General features: G+C 67.3%; 19 protein-coding genes. 6 read left to right on the forward strand and 13 right to left on the reverse strand.

Annotated features, from left to right (window positions below; genetic code table 11):
* Nucleotides 1–20: 20 nt before the first annotated feature.
* Nucleotides 21–518: a DUF2442 domain-containing protein gene (locus VHA82_RS23995; RefSeq protein ID WP_325547958.1), complete on the reverse strand. Its 498-nt coding sequence runs from the start codon at nt 516–518 to the stop codon at nt 21–23.
* A gap of 184 nt (nt 519–702) precedes the next feature.
* Between VHA82_RS23995 and VHA82_RS24000 the strand changes: the two genes are divergently transcribed.
* Complete coding sequence (locus tag VHA82_RS24000) at nt 703–1011, forward strand: hypothetical protein (RefSeq protein ID WP_325547960.1); 309 nt, start codon at nt 703–705, stop codon at nt 1009–1011.
* A 25-nt stretch (nt 1012–1036) separates the two neighbouring features.
* On the opposite strand, the gene VHA82_RS24005 is transcribed toward VHA82_RS24000, so the two are convergent.
* The 11 genes from VHA82_RS24005 to VHA82_RS24055 form a co-directional block, all read right to left on the reverse strand.
* Nucleotides 1037–1765, reverse strand: a complete 729-nt coding sequence (locus VHA82_RS24005) for a sulfite exporter TauE/SafE family protein (RefSeq protein ID WP_325547962.1) — start codon at nt 1763–1765, stop codon at nt 1037–1039.
* Nucleotides 1705–3381: a GMC family oxidoreductase gene (locus tag VHA82_RS24010; protein WP_325547964.1), complete on the reverse strand. Its 1677-nt coding sequence runs from the start codon at nt 3379–3381 to the stop codon at nt 1705–1707. The genes VHA82_RS24005 and VHA82_RS24010 overlap by 61 nt, the downstream gene beginning before the upstream one ends.
* Nucleotides 3382–3391: 10 nt before the next feature.
* Nucleotides 3392–4849 carry a sulfatase-like hydrolase/transferase gene (locus VHA82_RS24015; RefSeq protein WP_325547966.1) on the reverse strand — a complete coding sequence of 486 codons (1458 nt, stop codon included), beginning with the start codon at nt 4847–4849 and terminating at the stop codon, nt 3392–3394.
* A 25-nt stretch (nt 4850–4874) separates the two neighbouring features.
* Nucleotides 4875–5657: a GntR family transcriptional regulator gene (locus VHA82_RS24020; protein ID WP_325547968.1), complete on the reverse strand. Its 783-nt coding sequence runs from the start codon at nt 5655–5657 to the stop codon at nt 4875–4877.
* Entirely contained in the window at nt 5654–7270 is a 1617-nt protein-coding gene (locus VHA82_RS24025) for a choline dehydrogenase (protein WP_325547971.1), read from the reverse strand. Before VHA82_RS24025 ends, VHA82_RS24020 begins: the two co-directional genes overlap by 4 nt.
* A gap of 15 nt (nt 7271–7285) precedes the next feature.
* Nucleotides 7286–8242 carry a PDR/VanB family oxidoreductase gene (locus tag VHA82_RS24030; protein WP_325547973.1) on the reverse strand — a complete coding sequence of 319 codons (957 nt, stop codon included), beginning with the start codon at nt 8240–8242 and terminating at the stop codon, nt 7286–7288.
* Between the two features lie 12 nt (nt 8243–8254).
* On the reverse strand, nt 8255–9673 hold the full coding sequence (locus tag VHA82_RS24035) for a Rieske 2Fe-2S domain-containing protein (protein WP_325547976.1): 1419 nt from the start codon (nt 9671–9673) through the stop codon (nt 8255–8257).
* Nucleotides 9674–9700: 27 nt separating this feature from the next.
* Entirely contained in the window at nt 9701–11149 is a 1449-nt protein-coding gene (locus tag VHA82_RS24040) for an NAD-dependent succinate-semialdehyde dehydrogenase (protein WP_325547980.1), read from the reverse strand.
* A gap of 1 nt (nt 11150) precedes the next feature.
* A complete protein-coding gene (locus VHA82_RS24045; protein WP_325547982.1) occupies nt 11151–11981 on the reverse strand; it encodes an ABC transporter permease in 831 nt (276 codons plus the stop codon).
* Nucleotides 11978–13015, reverse strand: a complete 1038-nt coding sequence (locus VHA82_RS24050; protein ID WP_325547984.1) for an ABC transporter substrate-binding protein — start codon at nt 13013–13015, stop codon at nt 11978–11980. Before VHA82_RS24050 ends, VHA82_RS24045 begins: the two co-directional genes overlap by 4 nt.
* Nucleotides 13016–13086: 71 nt before the next feature.
* Entirely contained in the window at nt 13087–13950 is an 864-nt protein-coding gene (locus VHA82_RS24055) for an ABC transporter ATP-binding protein (RefSeq protein ID WP_325547986.1), read from the reverse strand.
* A gap of 170 nt (nt 13951–14120) precedes the next feature.
* Between VHA82_RS24055 and VHA82_RS24060 the strand changes: the two genes are divergently transcribed.
* From VHA82_RS24060 to VHA82_RS24080, 5 genes are read left to right on the forward strand one after another with little or no spacing between them, the layout of a single operon-like run.
* Nucleotides 14121–14456, forward strand: coding sequence for a hypothetical protein (locus VHA82_RS24060; RefSeq protein ID WP_325547989.1), 336 nt, complete (start codon nt 14121–14123; stop codon nt 14454–14456).
* Nucleotides 14456–14950 (forward strand): PIN domain-containing protein, encoded by a 495-nt coding sequence (locus VHA82_RS24065; protein ID WP_325547991.1) that lies wholly within the window; start codon nt 14456–14458, stop codon nt 14948–14950. The genes VHA82_RS24060 and VHA82_RS24065 overlap by 1 nt, the downstream gene beginning before the upstream one ends.
* 60 nt (nt 14951–15010) lie before the next feature.
* Nucleotides 15011–15391, forward strand: coding sequence for a hypothetical protein (locus tag VHA82_RS24070; RefSeq protein WP_325547993.1), 381 nt, complete (start codon nt 15011–15013; stop codon nt 15389–15391).
* Between the two features lie 31 nt (nt 15392–15422).
* Nucleotides 15423–15950: an HD domain-containing protein gene (locus VHA82_RS24075; RefSeq protein WP_325547995.1), complete on the forward strand. Its 528-nt coding sequence runs from the start codon at nt 15423–15425 to the stop codon at nt 15948–15950.
* Complete coding sequence (locus VHA82_RS24080; RefSeq protein ID WP_414708695.1) at nt 15950–17518, forward strand: amidase; 1569 nt, start codon at nt 15950–15952, stop codon at nt 17516–17518. Before VHA82_RS24075 ends, VHA82_RS24080 begins: the two co-directional genes overlap by 1 nt.
* Nucleotides 17519–17520: 2 nt before the next feature.
* On the opposite strand, the gene VHA82_RS24085 is transcribed toward VHA82_RS24080, so the two are convergent.
* A partial coding sequence (locus VHA82_RS24085) for an OB-fold nucleic acid binding domain-containing protein (protein WP_325548000.1) occupies nt 17521–18360 on the reverse strand: 840 nt, incomplete at its 5' end.

Below are 18360 nucleotides of genomic sequence, written 5' to 3' on the forward strand. Positions count from 1 at the left end.
GGAACCACGTTCCCGCAGACTCAACGCTTTGCCTTGCCCGATGCCACGGCGTGCTCCTGACGCTTCTTCGCCGGACGACCGCCCTTTCTCCCGTTCTCAGCCGAAGCGCGCTTCTTGGCGTCACTCGTTGTCTTGCCTCCCGTCGCGGCGAACGTGTGGACCATCAATGCCTTGACCGACGGAGACCGGGTGGCAAAGTCTCTGAACAGGCCTTCGACGCTGATGAACGCATCGACCCCGTCCACGATGATCGCTGTGTGCGATGGGCTCAGCCTCGCAGTCTTGAGGTCGGCAAGGCGCGCCCCCTTGAGTTCATCGATCCAATCGATCGGGAACCCGAAGGAGACGGGCCCGCCGACATTCGTCTGGAAGAAGAATTCCAGCATACGGCGAGCGCCCTGATGCACGAACTGAACCGACTCGGGAGTCCAGGGTTTCGGACGCGACTCATTCGCCGCCTTTCCGATGGCATCGTAGGCATCTTTGCCAAGGACAGTACGCGCGCGTTGTTTTTGCATGGGGCTTCTCCTACGGGCAAATACCGGTGTATCTCTTCGCGTGTCCCGCAACCGTGAACTCGAGCGACCCGCTGCTCACGACGTAACTGGCCGTTTGCACCAGGAGCGCGCCAGCCGTTCTCGCGGTCGCGTCTCGGACGCAGCCATGCTCATCAATCGTCACGTACTGATTTCCAAGACAGCAATGAAGGCCAACGCCCTCCCAAAATTGCTTGCGGCATTCGTCCAAATTGTCGGTCACTGCGTCCATGCACTTCTGAACCACCCTCTGTTTAGGCAAGCGGCCGGCCTCGAGTGTGACCTTTACGATCTCAGCGCCAGCGAACGAAAAAAAGATCTTGAGCTCCCAGCCATTGCCTTCGTGAAACGCGTGCACGTGGGGTCCGCAATGCTCGTTGCGTGTCATCACGCGAATCTCGACGCCATCGAAGCTCGCGATTCTGGTCTTCTTCCCTCCCCTTGGCATACCCCGGATGATAACCTATCAAGTTAGGTTAATTGAGCAGCTCGACCGCTCGTCACATCGCCCGCATCACCAGCGCCAGCCCGCTCGTCACCAGCATCGCATTCACCACGCGCCTGAGCATCCCCACCGGCACGTGGCGTGCCACGCGATTGCCGATCACGACGCCGGCCACCGCAACCGCCAGCATCACCGCCCAGCGCTGCCACGCCGCCGGATCGGTGAGCCCACCGTCGAACGCGATGACGGCCAGCGCCGTCGCCGCGCAGACCGTCATCGTCGCGGGCGTCGTCGCGCGCACGGACCGGATGTCCGTCACCCGCCGCGTGAGCCACGCCAGCACCACGGGGCCTGCGGTGGCGAACATCACTTCGATCAGCCCCGCGGCCACGCCTGCCGGGCCGCGCCACCGCGCCGGCGCCTGCTGCTGCACCGCATGCGCCGCCAGCAGCGCACGCGCACCGACAATCGCGATGTAGATGCCCAGCACGAGCACGGGCCATCGCGGATCGACGCTTCCGCGCAGCCACAGGCCGAACGCGCTGCCCACCGCCATGCCGGGCAGCAGCATCGCGAATTCGCCTTTGTCAACATCGCGGAAGTTGAGGCCGCCGAGCATCGCCGATGCGGGCAGGTCCAGCATCAGCGCAAGCATCACGACCTGAGGCAGCGGCCAGCGCCACGACAGCAGCGGCACCACCACGAGCGACGAGCCGAAGCCCGTCACACCGAGGACGAAGTAGCCCAGGAAGACGACCGCGAACGCGTAGCCGATGTCGTGCATTTCTCGTCCTGCAGCACCATGTCGGCCGCCTTCTCGCCGATCATGATCGATGCCGCGTTCGTGTTGGACGCCGGCAGGCTCGGCATCACGGAAGAATCCACCACGCGCAGGCCCGCGAGCCCTTGCACGCGCAGCCGCTCGTCCACGACGGCCATCGCATCGTGCCCCATCCGGCACGTGCCGACGGGATGGAACGACGTCGCGCCCGACTGGCGGATGTAGTCGAGCAGGCCTTCTTCGTCGTCCACGTCGATGCCGGGCCGCGTTTCCTTCTTCAGGAAGTCCGCGAGCATGGGCGACCGCGACACTCGCCGCGCAAGTCGCAGCGCAGCCACGACTGTCTGCCGGTCGGTTTCGTCGTCGAGGTATCGCGGATCCACGGTCGGCAGCGCATGCGGGTCCGCGCTTGCGGCATGCACATGTCCCCGCGACTGCGGCCTGAGCTGGAAGAAGCCGATGGAAAAACCCGGGTACGCATCGAGCGCGCTCTTGCCCTTGCCGCTCGCGGAGAGTTCCACCCGGTCGCCCGCGCTCAGGTGATGCAGCTGAATCTTCACGCTCGGCCGCCACTCGTCATCATGCACGCGCGCGAGCGCGTGCACGGTGCAGGCAGGCGTCGCCATCAGTCCCGTTCGTGCGAACACGTAGCGCGCACCGAGCAGGCATTTGCGCCATGGGCTCGCCACCGTTTCGTTCAGCGTGATCGCCCGCTTGCACTCGAACGTGAGACGCGATTGCAGATGGTCGACCAGGTTCTCGCCCACGCCGGGCAGATGGCGCGTCACATCGATGCCCAGCCGGTGCAGTCGGGAAGCGTCCCCCACGCCGGAGAGTTCGAGGATCTGCGGCGACTTCACCGGGCCGGCACACAGCAGCACTTCGGCATTCGCGAACGCGCGATGCTTCACTCCGCCTTGCAGGTACTCGACGCCGCTCGCGCGGCTGCCTTCGAACAGCACGCGCAGCACTGTCGCACCGGTTTCGAACTGCAGGCCTTCGCCGCGGAAGGCGTGCAGATAACCCGTGGCCGTGCTGACGCGCCGTCCGTTGTCGGTGGACAGCTGCAGGTAGCTCACGCCCTCGTACATCGGGCCGTTGTAGTCGGGGGTGGCGGGGATGCCGCTGTCGATGCAAGCCGCGAGGAACGCATCGGACAGCGCGTCGGGATTGCGCGCGAGGCTCGTCACGCGAATCGGGCCGTCGCGACCGCGCAGCGCGGCGGAGCCGATGGTCGTGCTTTCCAGCCGCCTGAAGTACGGCAGTACGTCGTCCCAGCCCCAGCCCGGCAAGCCCGAGTCGCGCCACGCGTCGTATTCCGCGGGGTCGCCGCGCACGAAGACCATGCCGTTGACGGAACTCGATCCGCCCGGCAGTTTGCCGCGCGGCCAGTACACCGTCTGCCCCGCGAGCGAACGCTGCGGCTCCGTATGGAACTGCCACACGTAGCGCTCGTCGCCCAGGATGCGCGCGATGCCGAGCGGCACGCGCACCCAGAAGTGATGCTCGTTGGGCTCGCCGGCTTCGAGCAGGAGCACGGTGCGGCCCTGCCGCGCGAGGCGAGCCGCGATCGCGGCGCCGGACGAGCCGGCGCCGACCACGATGTAGTCGTGACGCATGACGCGTGCGTCAGTCGAACGCCACCACCGCGCCCGGCGCGGGCGTGAAGCCGAGGTCGCCGCGCGCGATCACCGCATCGCGGCCGCCGTTTTCTTCGAGCAGTTCGGCCTGGCGCAGCTTCGCCCGGCGATCCACTTCCTCCGGATCGCAGATGCGGTGCAGCCGCTCGCGGCATTCGTCGAGCACCGCGGCATAGGCGGAGTTCGGCGCGAGGTCCCGCAGCTCCTCCGGGTCCGCTTCCAGGTCGAAGAGCTGCGCGGGGTAGCCGATGTAGTGCACGTACTTGTACTTGCCGTGGCGGATCATGAAGGCGCCCGTCGTGGAGCCCATGCCGTGATATTCGACGAGCACGTTGCGGTCGGGCTTCGCGCCTTGCGCGAGGTCGAAGAGCGACGTGCCGGGGAAGCCCTGCCGCAACGCGTCTTCATGATTGCCGACGGCGTCCAGGATGAAGGGGTACACGTCCACGTGGCTCACCGGTGTCGTGACCTTGCGCCCGACGGGAATCGAGTCGCCCGCCATGATGAGCGGCACGCCCGCCGTTTCCTCGAACATCGTGCTCTTGCCCCAGAGGCCGCGCGTGCCCAGGTTGTCGCCGTGGTCGGACGTGTAGATCACGCGCGTGTCGTCCGCGAGTCCCGAATCCTCGAGCGCGCGCAGCACCTTGCCGATGTTCTCGTCGAGGAAGGAGCACAGGCCGTAGTAGCCCGCCACCGCGCGCCGCACGGTGTCCCGGTCGAAGTAGTCGTCGTAGTTGAAGCTGTTGCGATAGTCCACGAGGTAGGGGTGGTCCGGCCGCTCGCGCTTGTCATAGAGCTTGGGCATCGGAAGGTTGCGGTCGTAGTAGCGGTAGTAATGCTCGGGCGGCGCCGTGAGCGGGAAGTGCGGCGCCACGAGCGAGACGAAGAGCACCCACGGCCGGTCGAATTCGCGGTGCGCGGCTTCGCGCAACCACACCTGTGCGCGCGAAGTGATCTCGCGGTCGTAGAACGTGTACTGGCTCTCGCCCGGCCCCGCGTAGCGCGCCATCTTGTAGGCGCCCTTTCTCACCGGCAGTTCGCTGCGCACGAGGCCCATCAGGTCGCCCTTGCCCTCGATGATGTGCATGGGGATGATTTCCTTCGTGAAGCCGTGGTCCTCGTCGGGCTTCCTGAAGTGCAGCTTGCCGATGGAGACGACTTCGTGCTCGCGCTCGCGCAGCTTGTGATGCCAGCTCGGGATGCGTCCGTCGTAGGCGTCGGCGTTGTCCCAGTAGCCGATCTCGTGGATGTAGCGGCCCACGGCGAACGAGGCGCGCGCGGGGATGCACACGGGGCTCGTGCAGTAGGCGGACGAGAACATCGTGCCGCGCGCGGCGAGCGCGTCGAGGTTCGGCGTCGCGACGACTTCGCTCCCGTAGCAGCCGAGCGCCTTCGGCGAATGCTCGTCCGACATGATGACGATGAGGTTCTTCGGGGGGGTGTTCATTGATGCTCCATGAATCCTGGGTACGTCAGAGTGCGCCTGTGGCGCCTTCGGGGAACTGCATCGCGCGGTCCGTGGGGCCGACGAAGAATTCCTGGTAGTAGACCGGCCGGTCGCGTCCCGCGCGCGCGAATGCGAACATGAATAGGCCGCGATAGCCGCTTTCAACGCCGATCTGCGCGCACGCCTCGTCGTCGAAGACCTTGACCTTCGCGTGGTGCGTGATGTGCGTGATCGGCAGCTGGCACTGGTTCACGATGAGCCGCTTGAAGTTCGCGCCGTTCAGCCTTTCCATCGGCATGTCGTAGAGCTTCTTCAGCAGCGCGCGGTCGGCGTAGAAGCGGCTCGAGATGCGGAATTCGTCGTTCACGATGACGATGCGGTCCAGCCGCATCACCTTGGCGTCCGCGCCGAGAAAATCCGTCCACGGCCCGGGCTCCGAGATCATGATGCGCTGCACCGCCTGCGAATAGATCGGCAGGATCGTCCGGCCGTCGTCCGCGAGGAAGCGGCAGTGCCACGGGTCGTGCAATTCGCGCGGCGGATCGGCGACGAAGCTGCCGAGGCCGTGCTGCCGCACGACGAGCCCCTGCTCCGACAGATCGCGCAGCGCCCGCTGCACGGTGCCCAGGCTGAACGGCGTGAGTCCCGCGAGTTCGTCTTCCGCGGGCAGTCGATCGCCCGGGCGCCACACGCCGCGGCGGATGGCTTCGACGAGCGCGTCGGCGCAACGCTGGTACTTGGGGCGCCCGCTGCGGTCGGGCCGGCTGAGCGACCCGAAGATTTCCTGCCTCACGGCTTCGCCATTCATGCGTGCATCCTCCTTCTGTCCTGTTTGATCATGTCGGCCGCCTTCTCGCCGATGACGATGGCGCCCGCGTTGGTGTTGCCCGAGAGCACGAGCGGCATGACGGATGCATCCACCACGCGCAGCCCTTCGACGCCGCGCACCTTCAGGCGCGTGTCCACCACGGACGCTTCGTCCGCGCCCATGCGGCATGTGCCCACGGGATGGAAGATGGTGGTGCCGTATTCGCGGATGAAGGCGAGCACTTCGTCGTCGGATTCGATGCGAAAGCCCGGACGGTATTCGTCGGCGACGTAGGGCGAAAGCGATCGCGAACGCGCGATCTTCCGCGCGAGCCGCACGCCCGCGATCATCGTGCGCTTGTCGTCTTCGGTGGCGAGGTAGTTGAATCGCGCGGCCGGCGCATCGGCGACGCGCGGCGATCGCAGCCGGATTTCGCCGCGGCTCGTGGGCCGCAGCTGGCACACGGACATCGTGAAGCCGGAGAAGTCGTGCGGCTTGCCCGCGGTCATGTCCGCGCTGATCGTGCCGAAGTGGAACTGCACGTCCGGCGTCGCCACCTCCGGGCTCGTGCGCGCGAACATCCCGCCGAGCTGGATGCCGGCGGCCACCGGGCCCGAGCGCTGGAACATCCACTTCAGGCCGATGCGCATCTGGCCCCACCACGTCTTCAGATCGTCGTTGGTCGTGATGGGCTTCGTGCAGCGGTACATGAGGCGCGACTGAAGATGGTCCTGCAGGTTCTGCCCGACGCCGGGCGAATGATGAACCGTGCGGATGCCGAACCCGCGCAGCTGCGCTTCGTCGCCCACGCCGGAGAGCATCAGCAGTTGCGGCGACTGCACCGCTCCCGCGCTCAGGATCACTTCGTGCGCGGCGCGCACTTCCTGCGGCGTGCCCGAACGCATGTACTTCACGCCGACCGCGCGTTTGCCTTCCCAAACGATTTCGCAGGCCTGGGCATCCGTCTCCACCTCGAGGTTCGCGCCCGCGATGCCGGAGCGCAGATAGCCCCGAGCGGCCGAGCAGCGCAGGCCGTTACGCGTATTGAGCTGGAAGTAGCCCGCGCCTTCCTGCTCGGCGCCGTTGAAGTCGTTCGTGCGCGGAATGCCGAGTTCGTTCGCGGCGCCGATGAAGGCCTCGACGAGTTCGTGCTTGCCCTTGATGTTCGACACGCGCACCGGGCCGTCGCCGCCGTGGTATTCGTTCGCGCCGCGCTCGTTGCTTTCGGCCTTGCGGAAGTACGGCAGCACGTCGTCCCAGCCCCAGCCGGTGTTGCCGAGTGCCTCCCACCGGCGGAAGTCCTCGGCCTGGCCGCGGATGTACACGAGCCCGTTGATCGAGCTCGAGCCGCCGAGCGTGCGGCCGCGCGGCACGTAGATCTGCCGGTTGTTCAGGTGCGGCTCGGGCTCGGACTTGAACTGCCAGTTCAGCTGCGGGTTGAACATCGTCTTGCCGTAGCCGATCGGGATGTGGATCCAGATGTTGCGGTCCGGCGGCCCGGCTTCGAGCAGCAGCACGCGCACCGAGGGGTCTTCCGCCAGCCGTGCCGCGACCGCGCATCCCGCGGAACCCGCGCCCACCACCACATAGTCGTACGTTCGCATGGCGTTCATGTGCCGTTCGCGTCCTCAGATGTCCAGGACCACCGGTCCCTGCCTCACCCGAGCGCAGCACACGAGTACCTCGGTGCGGCGCTCGTCGTCGTTCAGGATGAGGTCGTTGTGTTCGATGTCGCCCGCGCTGTAGGGCGTGAGGCACGTGCCGCACACGCCCGCTTCGCAGGAGGATTCGCAATCGACGCCGGCCGCGCGCAGCGCCTGCAGAAGTGTCTGCGCGGGCTCGATCGGGATCGTGCGCCCGCTCTTGGCGAGCCGCACTTCCATCGTGCTCTCGCCTGACGTCTCGGGTGCCGCGAGCGGCTCCGCTCCGAAGTATTCGAAGTGCACGGTCCCGGCCGTCCAGTGTGCGGTGGCGGCCTTCGCGGCATTCATGAAGCCCGCGGGACCGCAGTAGTACACATGCGTGCCCCGCCGCGGCTCGCGCAGGAGCGCCGCGAGGTCCAGGCCCTGCTTCGGATCGCCGTTGTCGTGATGGATGCGCACGACGCCGTCGGCAAGAAGGGGCGCCAGCTCGGAGGCGAACGCGGTGCGCGCCGCGTTGCGCGTGCAGTAGTGCAGCTCGAAGCGCCTGCCCAGCTGCTGCAGGCGGTGCACCATCGCCAGCAGCGGCGTGATGCCGATGCCGCCCGCGACGAGCACGGTCCGCTCGGCCGTCTCGTCGAGCGCGAAGAAGTTGTGCGGCTCGGACACTTCTATCAGGTCGCCGGGCCGAAGCTTCTCGTGCATCGTGCGCGAGCCGCCGCGGCTTTCCGGCGTGCGCAGCACGGCGATGCGCCAGAAGCGCGTCTCGCCCGGCACGTTGCACAGCGAATAGCGCCGCGAGACGCCCCCGGGCATGCGCACGTCGATATGCGCGCCCGCCTCGAACGCCGGCAGCCGGCCGCCCTGCGGGTCCACGAGCTCGAAGGACAGGATGCCCTCGGCTTCCCACGCGATGGAGCGCACGCGCACCTGGATCATCGTCATGCCGCGCGGCCGTCAGGCCAGCGCGCCCTCCTCGGCCTTCACCGCGAGGCCGCCATCGATGCGGTCCAGCTCGCGCCGCACGTACGCATCCCGCTCGGCGGGCGTCGCGCAGTCGTCGGCCGCGCGCATGATCTCGAGCACCTTCTTGCCGAGCGCGAGGATCTGCTTGCGGTCTTCGGCGCGCGGCAGTTCCGGCACGCGCAGCACGCTGTCCTGCGAATAAAGCGGCAGCGTCCGCCCTTGCGCGGCGAGTTGCTCGTACAGCGCATCCGGTGCGGTCTTGCCGCGAACCGCTTCGCGCAACAGGCGCCGGCAGAGGTACACGCCGACGTCGGAGCCGCCGGGATGTTCGAGCGAATGCACGGCGATCCTGCGCTGGCTCACGATCGCCTCCCAGTCGCCCGGCGCGCGCTGGCCTTCCTCGTAGCTGCGGTTGCCCACCTGGCCTTCGAGGAAGTCGATCTTGTCGTAGCCGCACTCGGACTCGTCGCCCAGGCCGTCCGGGTCCACCGTCGAGTTGAAGTGCCGAAATCCGAAGATGATCATGTTGTGGTCGTCCACCGGCACGCTCCAGCGCGTGCAGCCGGAGTTGCCGTGGCGTTCGCGCGCCGCGGTGGGCAGGAGCGACCCGATCTGCAGGTAGTTCGGAAAGATCATCTCCGTCATGCGCACCCAGACCGTGTTCTCGGGCAGCCGCCGGCCCGCGACGAACACGCAACCGTTGCCGCCGCGCGTGGCTTCCCACTGCATGATCGGCATGTCGCCGAAGCCTTCGAGCGACACGCCCGCGGCCACGTCGGAGTCGACTCCCTCGGCCACCATTTTGTTGTGCAGCACGGCCGTGTGCATGTGGTCCATGATGTTCTCGTAGACCTGCAGCCAGTTGCACGGGTACATGTTGGAGAACGCGACGAGCTTCGTGTCCGCGGGGAACGTGTAGCTGTCGAATTCGGGAAACGGCGGCTTCTGCTCGGGCGGGCCCATGTACGCGAAGACGAGGCCGTTGCGCTCGAAGGCGGGGTAGGCGCCCTGGCACACGGTGTCCTTCAGCCGCGTCGCATCGTGCTCGCAGGGCGCATCCTGCAGCGTGCCGTCCACCGCGTAGTGCCAGCCGTGGTAGCAGCAGCGGATGCCGTTTTCGGAGACGATGCCGTATTCGAGCGACGCGCCGCGATGCGCGCAGTGCAGGTGCATCACGCCGATGCTGCCGTTCTTCGCGCGGAAGGCGACCAGGTCCTCGCCCAGGATGCGGATGGCCTTGGGCAGGTCCTTCAGTTCCTCGGAAAGGCACACGGGCTGCCAGTAGCGGCGCATGTATTCGCCCATCGGCGTGCCGGGGTTCGTGCTCGTGAGTTCGCTGTCCGGCGCGGGCACGTCCCGCCGGTGGTAGCCGCTGAAGCGCAGCGGGAATGTCTTGCTGTCCTTGCTCATGGGTTTTCTTTCCTCGGTCTTGTCCAATCAGGTGGGCAGGCTCGACTGGCTCACGAAGCGCGTGTGCAGATAGGCATCCAGCCCCTCCGGGCCGCCTTCGGCGCCCAGGCCGCTGTCTTTCATGCCCGCCACCGGCGCGTCGGCCAGGAGCGGCGTGAAGCTGTTGATGCCGATCCAGCCCGCTTCGATGCGCTCCGAGAATTCGGACGCACGATCCAGCCGGTTGGTGAATGCATAGGCCGCGAGGCCGACGTCGACGCCGTTGGCGCGCGCCAGGACTTCATCGATGTCGCCGAAGCTCATGATGGGCGCCACGGGGCAGAAGGGTTCTTCGCGCAGCAGCGTGGCGCCCTCGGGCACGTCGGTGAGCACGGTGGGCGCGAAGAAGAAGCCGCGCGAGCCGATGCGTTCGCCGCCGGCTGCGATGCGCGCGCCGCCGTCGCAGGCCTGCTGCACGAGACGCTGCGCGGCTTCGAGCCGGCGTCGATTGTTGAGCGGGCCCATCTGCGTGGCCGGGTCGAGTCCGTTGCCCACGCGAATGGCGCGCGCGGCCGATGCGAAGCGCTCGCGAAAGTCCGCGGCGATGCGCTCGTGCACGAAGAAGCGGCTGGGCGCGAGGCACACCTGGCCCGCGTTGCGGAACTTGAAGGCCGCGCACATGCGGGCGACCTTGTCCACGTCCACGTCGTCGAAGACGATCACGGGCGCGTGGCCGCCCAGTTCCAGCGTTGCGGGCTTCAGATGCTTCGCCGCCTGGGCGGCAAGCAGCTTGCCCACCGGCACCGAACCCGTGAAGGAAATCTTGCGGATCACCGGCGAATCGATGAGCGTCCGCGAGATTTGCGCGGGCTCGCCGTACAGCAGGTTCAGCACGCCGGGCGGCAGGCCCGCATCGATGAACGCGCGAACGAGCTCGATGCAGCTCGCGGGCGTTTCCTCCGCGGGCTTCAGCACCACCGTGCAGCCCGCGGCCAGGGCCGCGGCGACCTTGCGCGCGGCGAGCACCAGCGGGAAGTTCCACGGCACGAACGCGGCGACCGGCCCCACGGCTCGCTTCACCGTCGTCTGCGCGAGCCCCTTGCCGCGCGGCGGCAGGAGGCGGCCGTACGCGCGCTTGGCCTCTTCGCCGCAGAACTGCAGCGTCTCCAGCACGCGGTCGATCTCGCCTTGCGAATCGGCAAGGGGCTTGCCGTTTTCGAGGGTGAGGATTTCGGCGATCGCGTTGCGGCGCTCCTGCACGAGCTGCCTCGTGCGCTGCAGGATCGCGTCGCGGTCCCACGCGCTCGTGTGCGACCACGAGGCGAAGGTTTCCCGCGCCGAGCGCAACGCATCTTCGATGTCGTCCTGCGTCGCCATCGCAAGCTGGCCCAGCGTGTCGCCGGTGGCCGGATCGACCACCGGCAACGTGCGGCGGCCCTGCGCCCCGCGCCATTCACCGGCGACGTGGAGCGCAAGCTCGGTCGGATAGCGCGCCATCTCAGCGGCCCTTCCAGTGCACGAGCTTGTCTTCCGAGCCGCTCAGGATCGCGTTCAGGACGAGCCCGATCACGCCGATCAGCGCGATGCCGATGAAGACGACGGGGATGCGAAAGAGCAGCGCCGCATCGGAGATCATGAAGCCGAGCCCGGCTTGCGCGCCCACGAGTTCGGCGGCGACCACCACCGCCCAGCTGAGCGCCATCGCCACCTTCAGGCCGGTGAAGATCTGCGGGACGGCCGCCGGAATCACGATGCGCACGAAGATCTGGCGCGACGTGAGGCCGATCGACTGCGCGGCGCGGTAGTAGGCCATCGGCACGCTCGCCGCCCCGGCATGCGCGTTGACGAAGGCGTAGTTGAACGCGGTGAAGAGGATCAAGACGATCTTTCCCGTCTCGCCGAGGCCGAAATAGAGCACGGCCATCGGGATGAAGGCGATGGGCGGGATCGGCCGCACGAAGGCCATCACCGGCGAGAACATCGCGCCCACCTTCTTGCTGTAGCCGCTCAGCAGACCGAGCGGGATGCCCACCGCGCAGCCGATGGCGAAGCCCACGAGCGTGCGCATCAGGCTCACTTCGATGTGCGCCCAGAGCGACTTGCCCTTGTAGCCGTCTTCCAGCAGCGTCACGAATTCGGAGAACATCGCCTGCGGCGTGGGCAGGTAGCTCGGGCCGACCAGGCCCGTCATCGTCACCGCGGCCCACACGGCGCACAGGGCGATCACGGCGCCGATCGAATACACGACGAGCGGCACGTCCCTCGGGGAGGCTTCGACGCCCGCCATGCGCTGCTGCGTGCCTTCTTCGATGGGGCTTGCGCTGCTCACTTGGACCCCTTCAGGTAGCGCAGGATGTAGCTCGGATCGATCGCGTCGGCGATGACCTTGTCCGTGAGCGGCGCGGGAATCGAGCCGCCGGCGGCGAGCGCCTCGCTCGCGAGCTTGAACTTGAGCGCGAGGCCGCGGCCCGGTGCCGTCATCGAGAACGGCGACTTCGGGTCCACCTGCTGCTCGAGCGTCGGGATGCGCGAGAACTCGCGCTCGAACGAAGCCTTGGCGACTTCCTTGGGCACGCCCACGTACTTCACGAGCGCATCGATGCCCAGCTGCGGATTCTTCTGGATCATCTCCATCGCGCGGGCCTTGATCTGCACGAGCTTCAGGCCGAGGTCCGGATGCTTCGCGAGGAAGTCGGGGCGGCCCGCCGTCATGCCGGGGCACACGCCGCCCTCGGGCGTGTACTCGGGCGCCCAGTTCGCGATCTTGTAGCCCGAGGCCTCCAGGCTCGCCGAATAGGGCGACCAGGCGATGCCCGCCTGGATCGCGCCGCTCGCGAACGCGTTGCCGTAAAGCGGCGGCGCGATGTTGACGATGCTCAGGTCGTTGTACTTCACGCCGAGCTTCTTCGCGATGAAGACCATCGACACCTGCGCACACGTGCCCGAAGGCGCGCCGATCGCCTTCGCCTTCGGAAGATCGGCCACGCTCTTGATGCCGCTCTTCGGATCGACCACGAGCCCCTCGGCGGCGGCGTGATCGAGCTCCCAGTAGATCATCTTCAGCGGGATGTTCTGCCCGAGCGCGAAGACGGTCGCCAGGCCGGTCGTGATCACGTCGAGGCTTTCGGACTTCAGGCCCGCGAGCAGCGGCGCGCCGGAGGCGAAGCTGAAGAACTCGGGATCGAGCCCCGCTTCCTTGAAGAGGCCCTGGTCGCGCGCGACGTAGACCGCGTAGTAGTCCGCCGAGGGCAGGCCCCACTTGAATTTGAGGGGCGCGGCGGACTGCGCCGATGCGGCGAGCGGCGCCGAGAGGGCCATGGCGGCCAGGACCGGCGCCACGAAGGTCTTGAGCATGCGAAACATGGTGTCTCCTGAACTTGTGATGAGGTGATCGGGTGAAGGGACGGGAGGCAAGGCCGAAAGCCGGGGCCGCTTCAGGCGGCCATGGCGTGCGCGGGCGCGGTCTTGTTGGCCTGGACTTCTTCCTGCACCGCGTGGAGCAACTCGCGCTGCAGCTCCATGAAGGCGGGCGTGGCCATGAAATCGATCGTGCGAGGCTTGTCTTCCTTCACGTCGACCGAGAGCTTCACGCGGCCGGGGCGGCGGCTCATCACGAGCACGCGGTCGGCGACGAAGATGGCTTCCGTCACGTCGTGCGTGATGAAGAAGATCGTGGGCTTGTATTCCTGCCAGAGCGCCAGGAGCAGCTCCTGCATCTGGATGCGCGTCTGGTAGTCGAGCGCGCCGAAGGGCTCGTCGAGCAGCAGCACCTTGGGCTCGGACACGAGCGCGCGCGCGATCTGCACGCGCTGCTGCATGCCGCCCGAGAGCTGGTAGGGGTAGTGCCGCTCGAAGCCCGAGAGGCCCACTTCGCGCAGCAGGTGCATCGCGCGCGCCGAATAGGTTTCCGCGGGGACGCCGCGGCACTTCACACCGAGCGTGACGTTGTCGAAGACGTTGAGCCAGGGAAAGAGCGACGGATGCTGGAACACCACCGCGCGGTCCGGGCCGGGGCCGCTGATCGCGTTGCCGTCGAGCGCAAGCTTGCCCGTGCTCGGCCGCTCGAAGCCGGCGATGAGGTTCAGCGCCGACGACTTGCCGCAGCCCGTGGGCCCGAGCACGGTCACGATTTCGGTGGCGCGGATGTCCACGTCGAGGCTGTCGAGCGCGAGCGTCTGGTTCTTCGCGCGGCCGGCGCCGCCGTAGAGCTTGCTCACGCCGCGAAAGGCGATCTTCACGGGGCTGCGGGAGGCGTTGGCGGTCCGGGCGGGCAGCTGGACCACGTCGCGAGCGTTCATTGATCGGCTCCGGAAAGTCTTGGGATGGACAGAACTGTAGTCCTATAGAGGACTAGAGTCCAGCGGTCCGGAACCCGAGGAAACCCTAGGCCCCCGAGTCGCCCGCACCTGAGATGCCCCATGGATCACACTGAACCGGTGCAACACAGGTTACGTGTTAGCATGGCCGCATGAGCAATCTCACTCTCTCCGTGGACGACAAGTTGCTGCGTGCCGCTCGTATCCGTGCGGTGAAGGAAGGCACGAGCGTCAATGAAATCTGCCGCAAGGCGCTCGAACATTACGTCGGCGCCGATTCGGCCACGCAGCGTGTGCGGCGCTTCGACGAATTGATGGCGGCCATCGATTCGCAGCAACGCGAGGCGTCGGCCGCCGGATCGACCGTCCCGGCATGGGAAGGCCGGGATGCCCTGTACGACGAGGTCCTGAGCGAGCGCATGCCGGGGCTCTTCGCAGCCAAGGCAGTCGCGAGGCGGCCTGCGAAGCCGCTCAAGGGCAAGACCTGATGCGCTTTTTCGACACGAACGTCTTCGTCTACAGCATCGATCCCTCCGATCCGCAGAAGCTGCGGACCTCGCGGCGGTGGCTGCGCGAAGCCATGCAGGAGGAAACGATGGTGCTGAGCACGCAAGTCCTCCTGGAGTTCTTCGACGTCGCCGTGCGCAAGGCGCTCGTCGAGCCCACCCGCGCGATGGAACTGCTGCGCGCATGGGCGAGCCAGCACGTCGTCGTCCCCGGCGTGCAGGCAGTGCTGCGGGCCGCGGAACTGCAGCAGCAGCACCGCTTGCGGATCTGGGATGCGCTGATCGTCGCGGCAGCGCTCGAGTCCGGCTGCACCGAGTTGGTCACCGAAGACCTGCAGCACGGCATGCGCATCGGCGATCTGCAGATCGTCAATCCCTTCGTCCCGGACTCGCTTGCGAAGGGCAGTGCCGTGCATGAGCAGGCGCCGGCCTATGCGACGCCTGCGAAACGGTCGCGGGCGCGGCGTTCCCGCTGAGGCGGGTGGTGCCTCAGGGCCTGGGCGGTGCTACCATGGCGAAGCCCCCCGGAGCCTGCCATGAAGTCCTCGCCCGGCATCCGACTCTTCTGCACGCTATGCGGCTCGATGCTGCTGTGCGCATCCGCGGCGGCTCAGTCGCAGCTCTCGCCTTCCGAAGAATTCCAGCAGAAGACCGCCCCCTACAAGCGGCCCGAATTCCTGCTGCCCGCCGAATCGGAATGGGAAACCAAAGGCCCACAGCAGGCGGCGCGCGTGATCACGCTCAACCGGCGGCAGTCGTCCGACCGCACGCTCGACGACAGCTCGCGCCTCTTGCAGGACATCCGGCGCGAAAACGAAGAGCAGAACCGCGTGAACAACACGTGGTCGACACCGAATCTGGTTGCGCCGCGCCCGAAGGAACTGGTGTGCGACGGCGCGATGTGCCGCGAGAAGTAGCACGGGAAATCGCGCGCGCTAAACTGGCGCCGTGAACGCTTTTGCCCGCCTTCTGCTCGCCATCGAGTTCGCCGCCGGCCGCCACCGCCACCAGCGGCGCAAAGACGCGGAGGCAAGCCCCTACATCAATCATCCGATCGCACTCGCGGCGCTGCTCGCGGAAACAGGCGGCGTGGACGATCTCGTCACGCTGCAAGCCGCGATCCTGCACGACACGCTCGAAGACACCGAGACGACCTACGACGAACTCTTCCATCTCTTCGGCAAGGAGGTCGCCGACGTCGTGCTGGAAGTGACGGACGACAAGACGCTCGAGCCCGCGATGCGCAAGCACCTGCAGGTGGAACACGCGCCGCACAAGAGCGAACGCGCGGCGCTCGTGAAGCTCGCGGACAAGACCTGCAACCTGCGCGACATCGTGACGTCGGCGCCGGCCGGATGGTCGCTCGAGCGGCAGCGCGAATATTTCGACTGGGCCAAGCGCGTGGTCGACGGCCTGCCCAAGGTGAACGCGGCGATGGAGTCCGCGTTCGACGACGCGTGGCGCGCGAGACCCTGATGCGCGGGCCCGCGCTGCTCTCGGCGCTTTTCACTTCACTCATCGCCTGCGCGGCCGCCACTGCGCAGGCGCAAGGCACGCGCGCCATGATCGTCGAAGCTGGTGTCCAGTCGCTGCAGGAAGCCATGTCGCAAGGCCGCGCGAGTTCGGAATCGCTCGTGCGCGACTATCTCGGTCGCATCGCGCGAATCGACCGCGCGGGGCCGACGATCAACTCGGTGATCGAGACGAATCCGGATGCGATCGCGATCGCGCGTTCGCTCGACGACGAGCGCAAGGTGGGCCGCGTCCGCGGGCCGCTGCACGGCATCCCCGTGCTCGTGAAGGACAACATCGACACGGGCGACCGCATGCACACGACCGCGGGGTCGCTCGCGCTCGCCGGCTCGCCCGCGGTGAAGGACGCATTCGTCGTGCGAAAGCTTCGCGAAGCCGGCGCGGTGATCCTCGGCAAGACCAATCTGTCCGAATGGGCGAACATCCGTTCGAGCAAATCCACGAGCGGCTGGAGCGCGATGGGCGGCCTCACGAAGAATCCCTACGGCGAAGGCCGCAATCCGTGCGGCTCGAGTTCGGGCACGGGCGCGGCGATCGCGGCTTCGTTCGCGACGGTGGGCATCGGCACCGAAACGGACGGCTCCATCGTGTGCCCGAGCAGCGTGCAGGCGCTCGTGGGGCTGAAGCCGACCGTCGGACTCGTGAGCCGCGCGGGCATCGTTCCGATCTCGAAATCGCAGGACACGGCCGGGCCGATGACGCGTTCCGTGGCGGACGCGGCCGCGCTGCTGACGGCCATCGCGGGCGTGGATGCGGACGATCCCGCGACGGCCGCGGCGCAAGGCCACGTCGCGTCCGACTACCGCGATTTCCTGCGGCCCGATGCGCTGAAGGGCACGCGCATCGGCGTCGCGCGCAAGAAGGTCACGGGGTACAACGCGCACACGGATCGCCTGTACGAACAGGCGATCGCCGATCTGAAGCGGCTGGGTGCGGAGATCGTGGACCCGGTGGACTTCGGCTCGCTCGGCGACTACGACGACGACGAGCTGGAGGTGCTGCTGTACGAGCTGCACGATGGTCTCGATCGTTACCTTTCGACGCGGCCGGGCGTGGCGGTGAAGACGCTCGCGGATGCGATCGCGTTCAACGAGAAGAACGCGGCGCAGGAGCTGCAGTGGTTCGGGCAGGAGCTGTTCCTGAAGGCGCAGTTGAAAGGGCCGCCGGCGGACAAGGCCTACCTCGATGCGGCGGAGAAGTCGAGACGCCTCGCGCGCGAGGGGATCGACGGGCCGATGCGGGAAGGCAGGCTCGATGCGATCGTCGCGCCGACCGGCTCGCCGGCGTGGCTGACGGATCTCGTGAACGGCGACTCCTTCCAGGGCGCGAGTTCGACGCCGGCGGCCGTCGCGGGGTATCCCACGATCACCGTGCCGATGGGCTTCGCGCATGGGCTTCCCGTGGGGCTCACTTTTGTGGCGGGCGCGTGGCAGGAAGGCAAGCTGCTCGGATTGGCGTATGCGTACGAGCAGGGGACGAAGCATCGCAGGCCGCCTGCGCTGATGAAGTAGCGTCAGTGAAAGTCTCTGCTGCTCGTGCGCTTGGTGCTGCCGAGCCGCCCGAGCAGCTCCGTCAGGTCCTCCATCCGCTCCGCGACGATGTGCCGCACCTCGCCGCCGCTTTCCACGTCGCGCTGCCATACGCCGCGCACTGCGAGCAGCTTCGAATGCAGGAGCGCTTCGCGCTGTTCCTCGCGTACGCTGCGCCACACGATCACGTTCACCGGCCCCGTCTCGTCTTCGAGCGTGACGAAGATCGTGCCGTTGGCCGTCTGCGGCTGCTGGCGCACGGTGACGATGCCGCAGGCACCCACGCGTCTGCCGTGCGGCAGGTCGTGCAGTTCCTTCGCCGTGAGCAGATTTCTTGCGCGCAGCTTCTCGCGCAGCAACGCAAGCGGGTGGCGGCGCAGCGTGAGGCCGAGCGAGGCGTAGTCGAAGACGATCTCCTCGCCTTCGCGCGCGGCAGGCAGCGCGAGCGCCTTCTCGTCGATCGGCGCCGAGCGCAACAGCGCGGGCGCGCGCAGCTGCGCGGCGGCTTCCCACACCTGCTGGCGGCGATGGCCCGCGAGCGACATGAGCGCATCGCCCGCGGCGAGCGCCTTGGTGTCACGCGCATCGAGCGCGGCGCGCAGCACGAGGTCTTCGACGCAGCGGAACGGGCCTTGCGACTTCGCTTCTTCAATGCGCCTGCCGGCCGCTTCGGACAAGCCGCCGATGAGGCGCAAGCCCAAGCGGATGGCATGCGACAAATTGGGGTCAGACAAATTGGGGTCAGATTCCAATTTCGAAGCGAAATTGGAATCTGTCCCCAATTTGTCCGGTTCCAATTTGCGGTCCCCATCGCTGAACGACAC

The sequence above is a fragment of the Ramlibacter sp. genome (genome assembly GCF_035548915.1).
Lineage (GTDB): Bacteria > Pseudomonadota > Gammaproteobacteria > Burkholderiales > Burkholderiaceae_C > Ramlibacter.

Excerpts from the sequence above, each read along its gene's own strand:
- VHA82_RS23995 (WP_325547958.1), bottom strand. The coding sequence starts at position 518 with ATGCAAAAACAACGCGCGCGTACTGTCCTTGGCAAAGATGCCTACGAT.
- VHA82_RS24000 (WP_325547960.1), top strand. The coding sequence starts at position 703 with ATGAAGGCCAACGCCCTCCCAAAATTGCTTGCGGCATTCGTCCAAATT.
- VHA82_RS24005 (WP_325547962.1), bottom strand. The coding sequence starts at position 1,765 with ATGCACGACATCGGCTACGCGTTCGCGGTCGTCTTCCTGGGCTACTTC.
- VHA82_RS24010 (WP_325547964.1), bottom strand. The coding sequence starts at position 3,381 with ATGCGTCACGACTACATCGTGGTCGGCGCCGGCTCGTCCGGCGCCGCG.
- VHA82_RS24015 (WP_325547966.1), bottom strand. The coding sequence starts at position 4,849 with ATGAACACCCCCCCGAAGAACCTCATCGTCATCATGTCGGACGAGCAT.
- VHA82_RS24020 (WP_325547968.1), bottom strand. The coding sequence starts at position 5,657 with ATGAATGGCGAAGCCGTGAGGCAGGAAATCTTCGGGTCGCTCAGCCGG.
- VHA82_RS24025 (WP_325547971.1), bottom strand. The coding sequence starts at position 7,270 with ATGAACGCCATGCGAACGTACGACTATGTGGTGGTGGGCGCGGGTTCC.
- VHA82_RS24030 (WP_325547973.1), bottom strand. The coding sequence starts at position 8,242 with ATGACGATGATCCAGGTGCGCGTGCGCTCCATCGCGTGGGAAGCCGAG.
- VHA82_RS24035 (WP_325547976.1), bottom strand. The coding sequence starts at position 9,673 with ATGAGCAAGGACAGCAAGACATTCCCGCTGCGCTTCAGCGGCTACCAC.
- VHA82_RS24040 (WP_325547980.1), bottom strand. The coding sequence starts at position 11,149 with ATGGCGCGCTATCCGACCGAGCTTGCGCTCCACGTCGCCGGTGAATGG.
- VHA82_RS24050 (WP_325547984.1), bottom strand. The coding sequence starts at position 13,015 with ATGTTTCGCATGCTCAAGACCTTCGTGGCGCCGGTCCTGGCCGCCATG.
- VHA82_RS24055 (WP_325547986.1), bottom strand. The coding sequence starts at position 13,950 with ATGAACGCTCGCGACGTGGTCCAGCTGCCCGCCCGGACCGCCAACGCC.
- VHA82_RS24060 (WP_325547989.1), top strand. The coding sequence starts at position 14,121 with ATGAGCAATCTCACTCTCTCCGTGGACGACAAGTTGCTGCGTGCCGCT.
- VHA82_RS24065 (WP_325547991.1), top strand. The coding sequence starts at position 14,456 with ATGCGCTTTTTCGACACGAACGTCTTCGTCTACAGCATCGATCCCTCC.
- VHA82_RS24070 (WP_325547993.1), top strand. The coding sequence starts at position 15,011 with ATGAAGTCCTCGCCCGGCATCCGACTCTTCTGCACGCTATGCGGCTCG.
- VHA82_RS24080 (WP_414708695.1), top strand. The coding sequence starts at position 15,950 with ATGCGCGGGCCCGCGCTGCTCTCGGCGCTTTTCACTTCACTCATCGCC.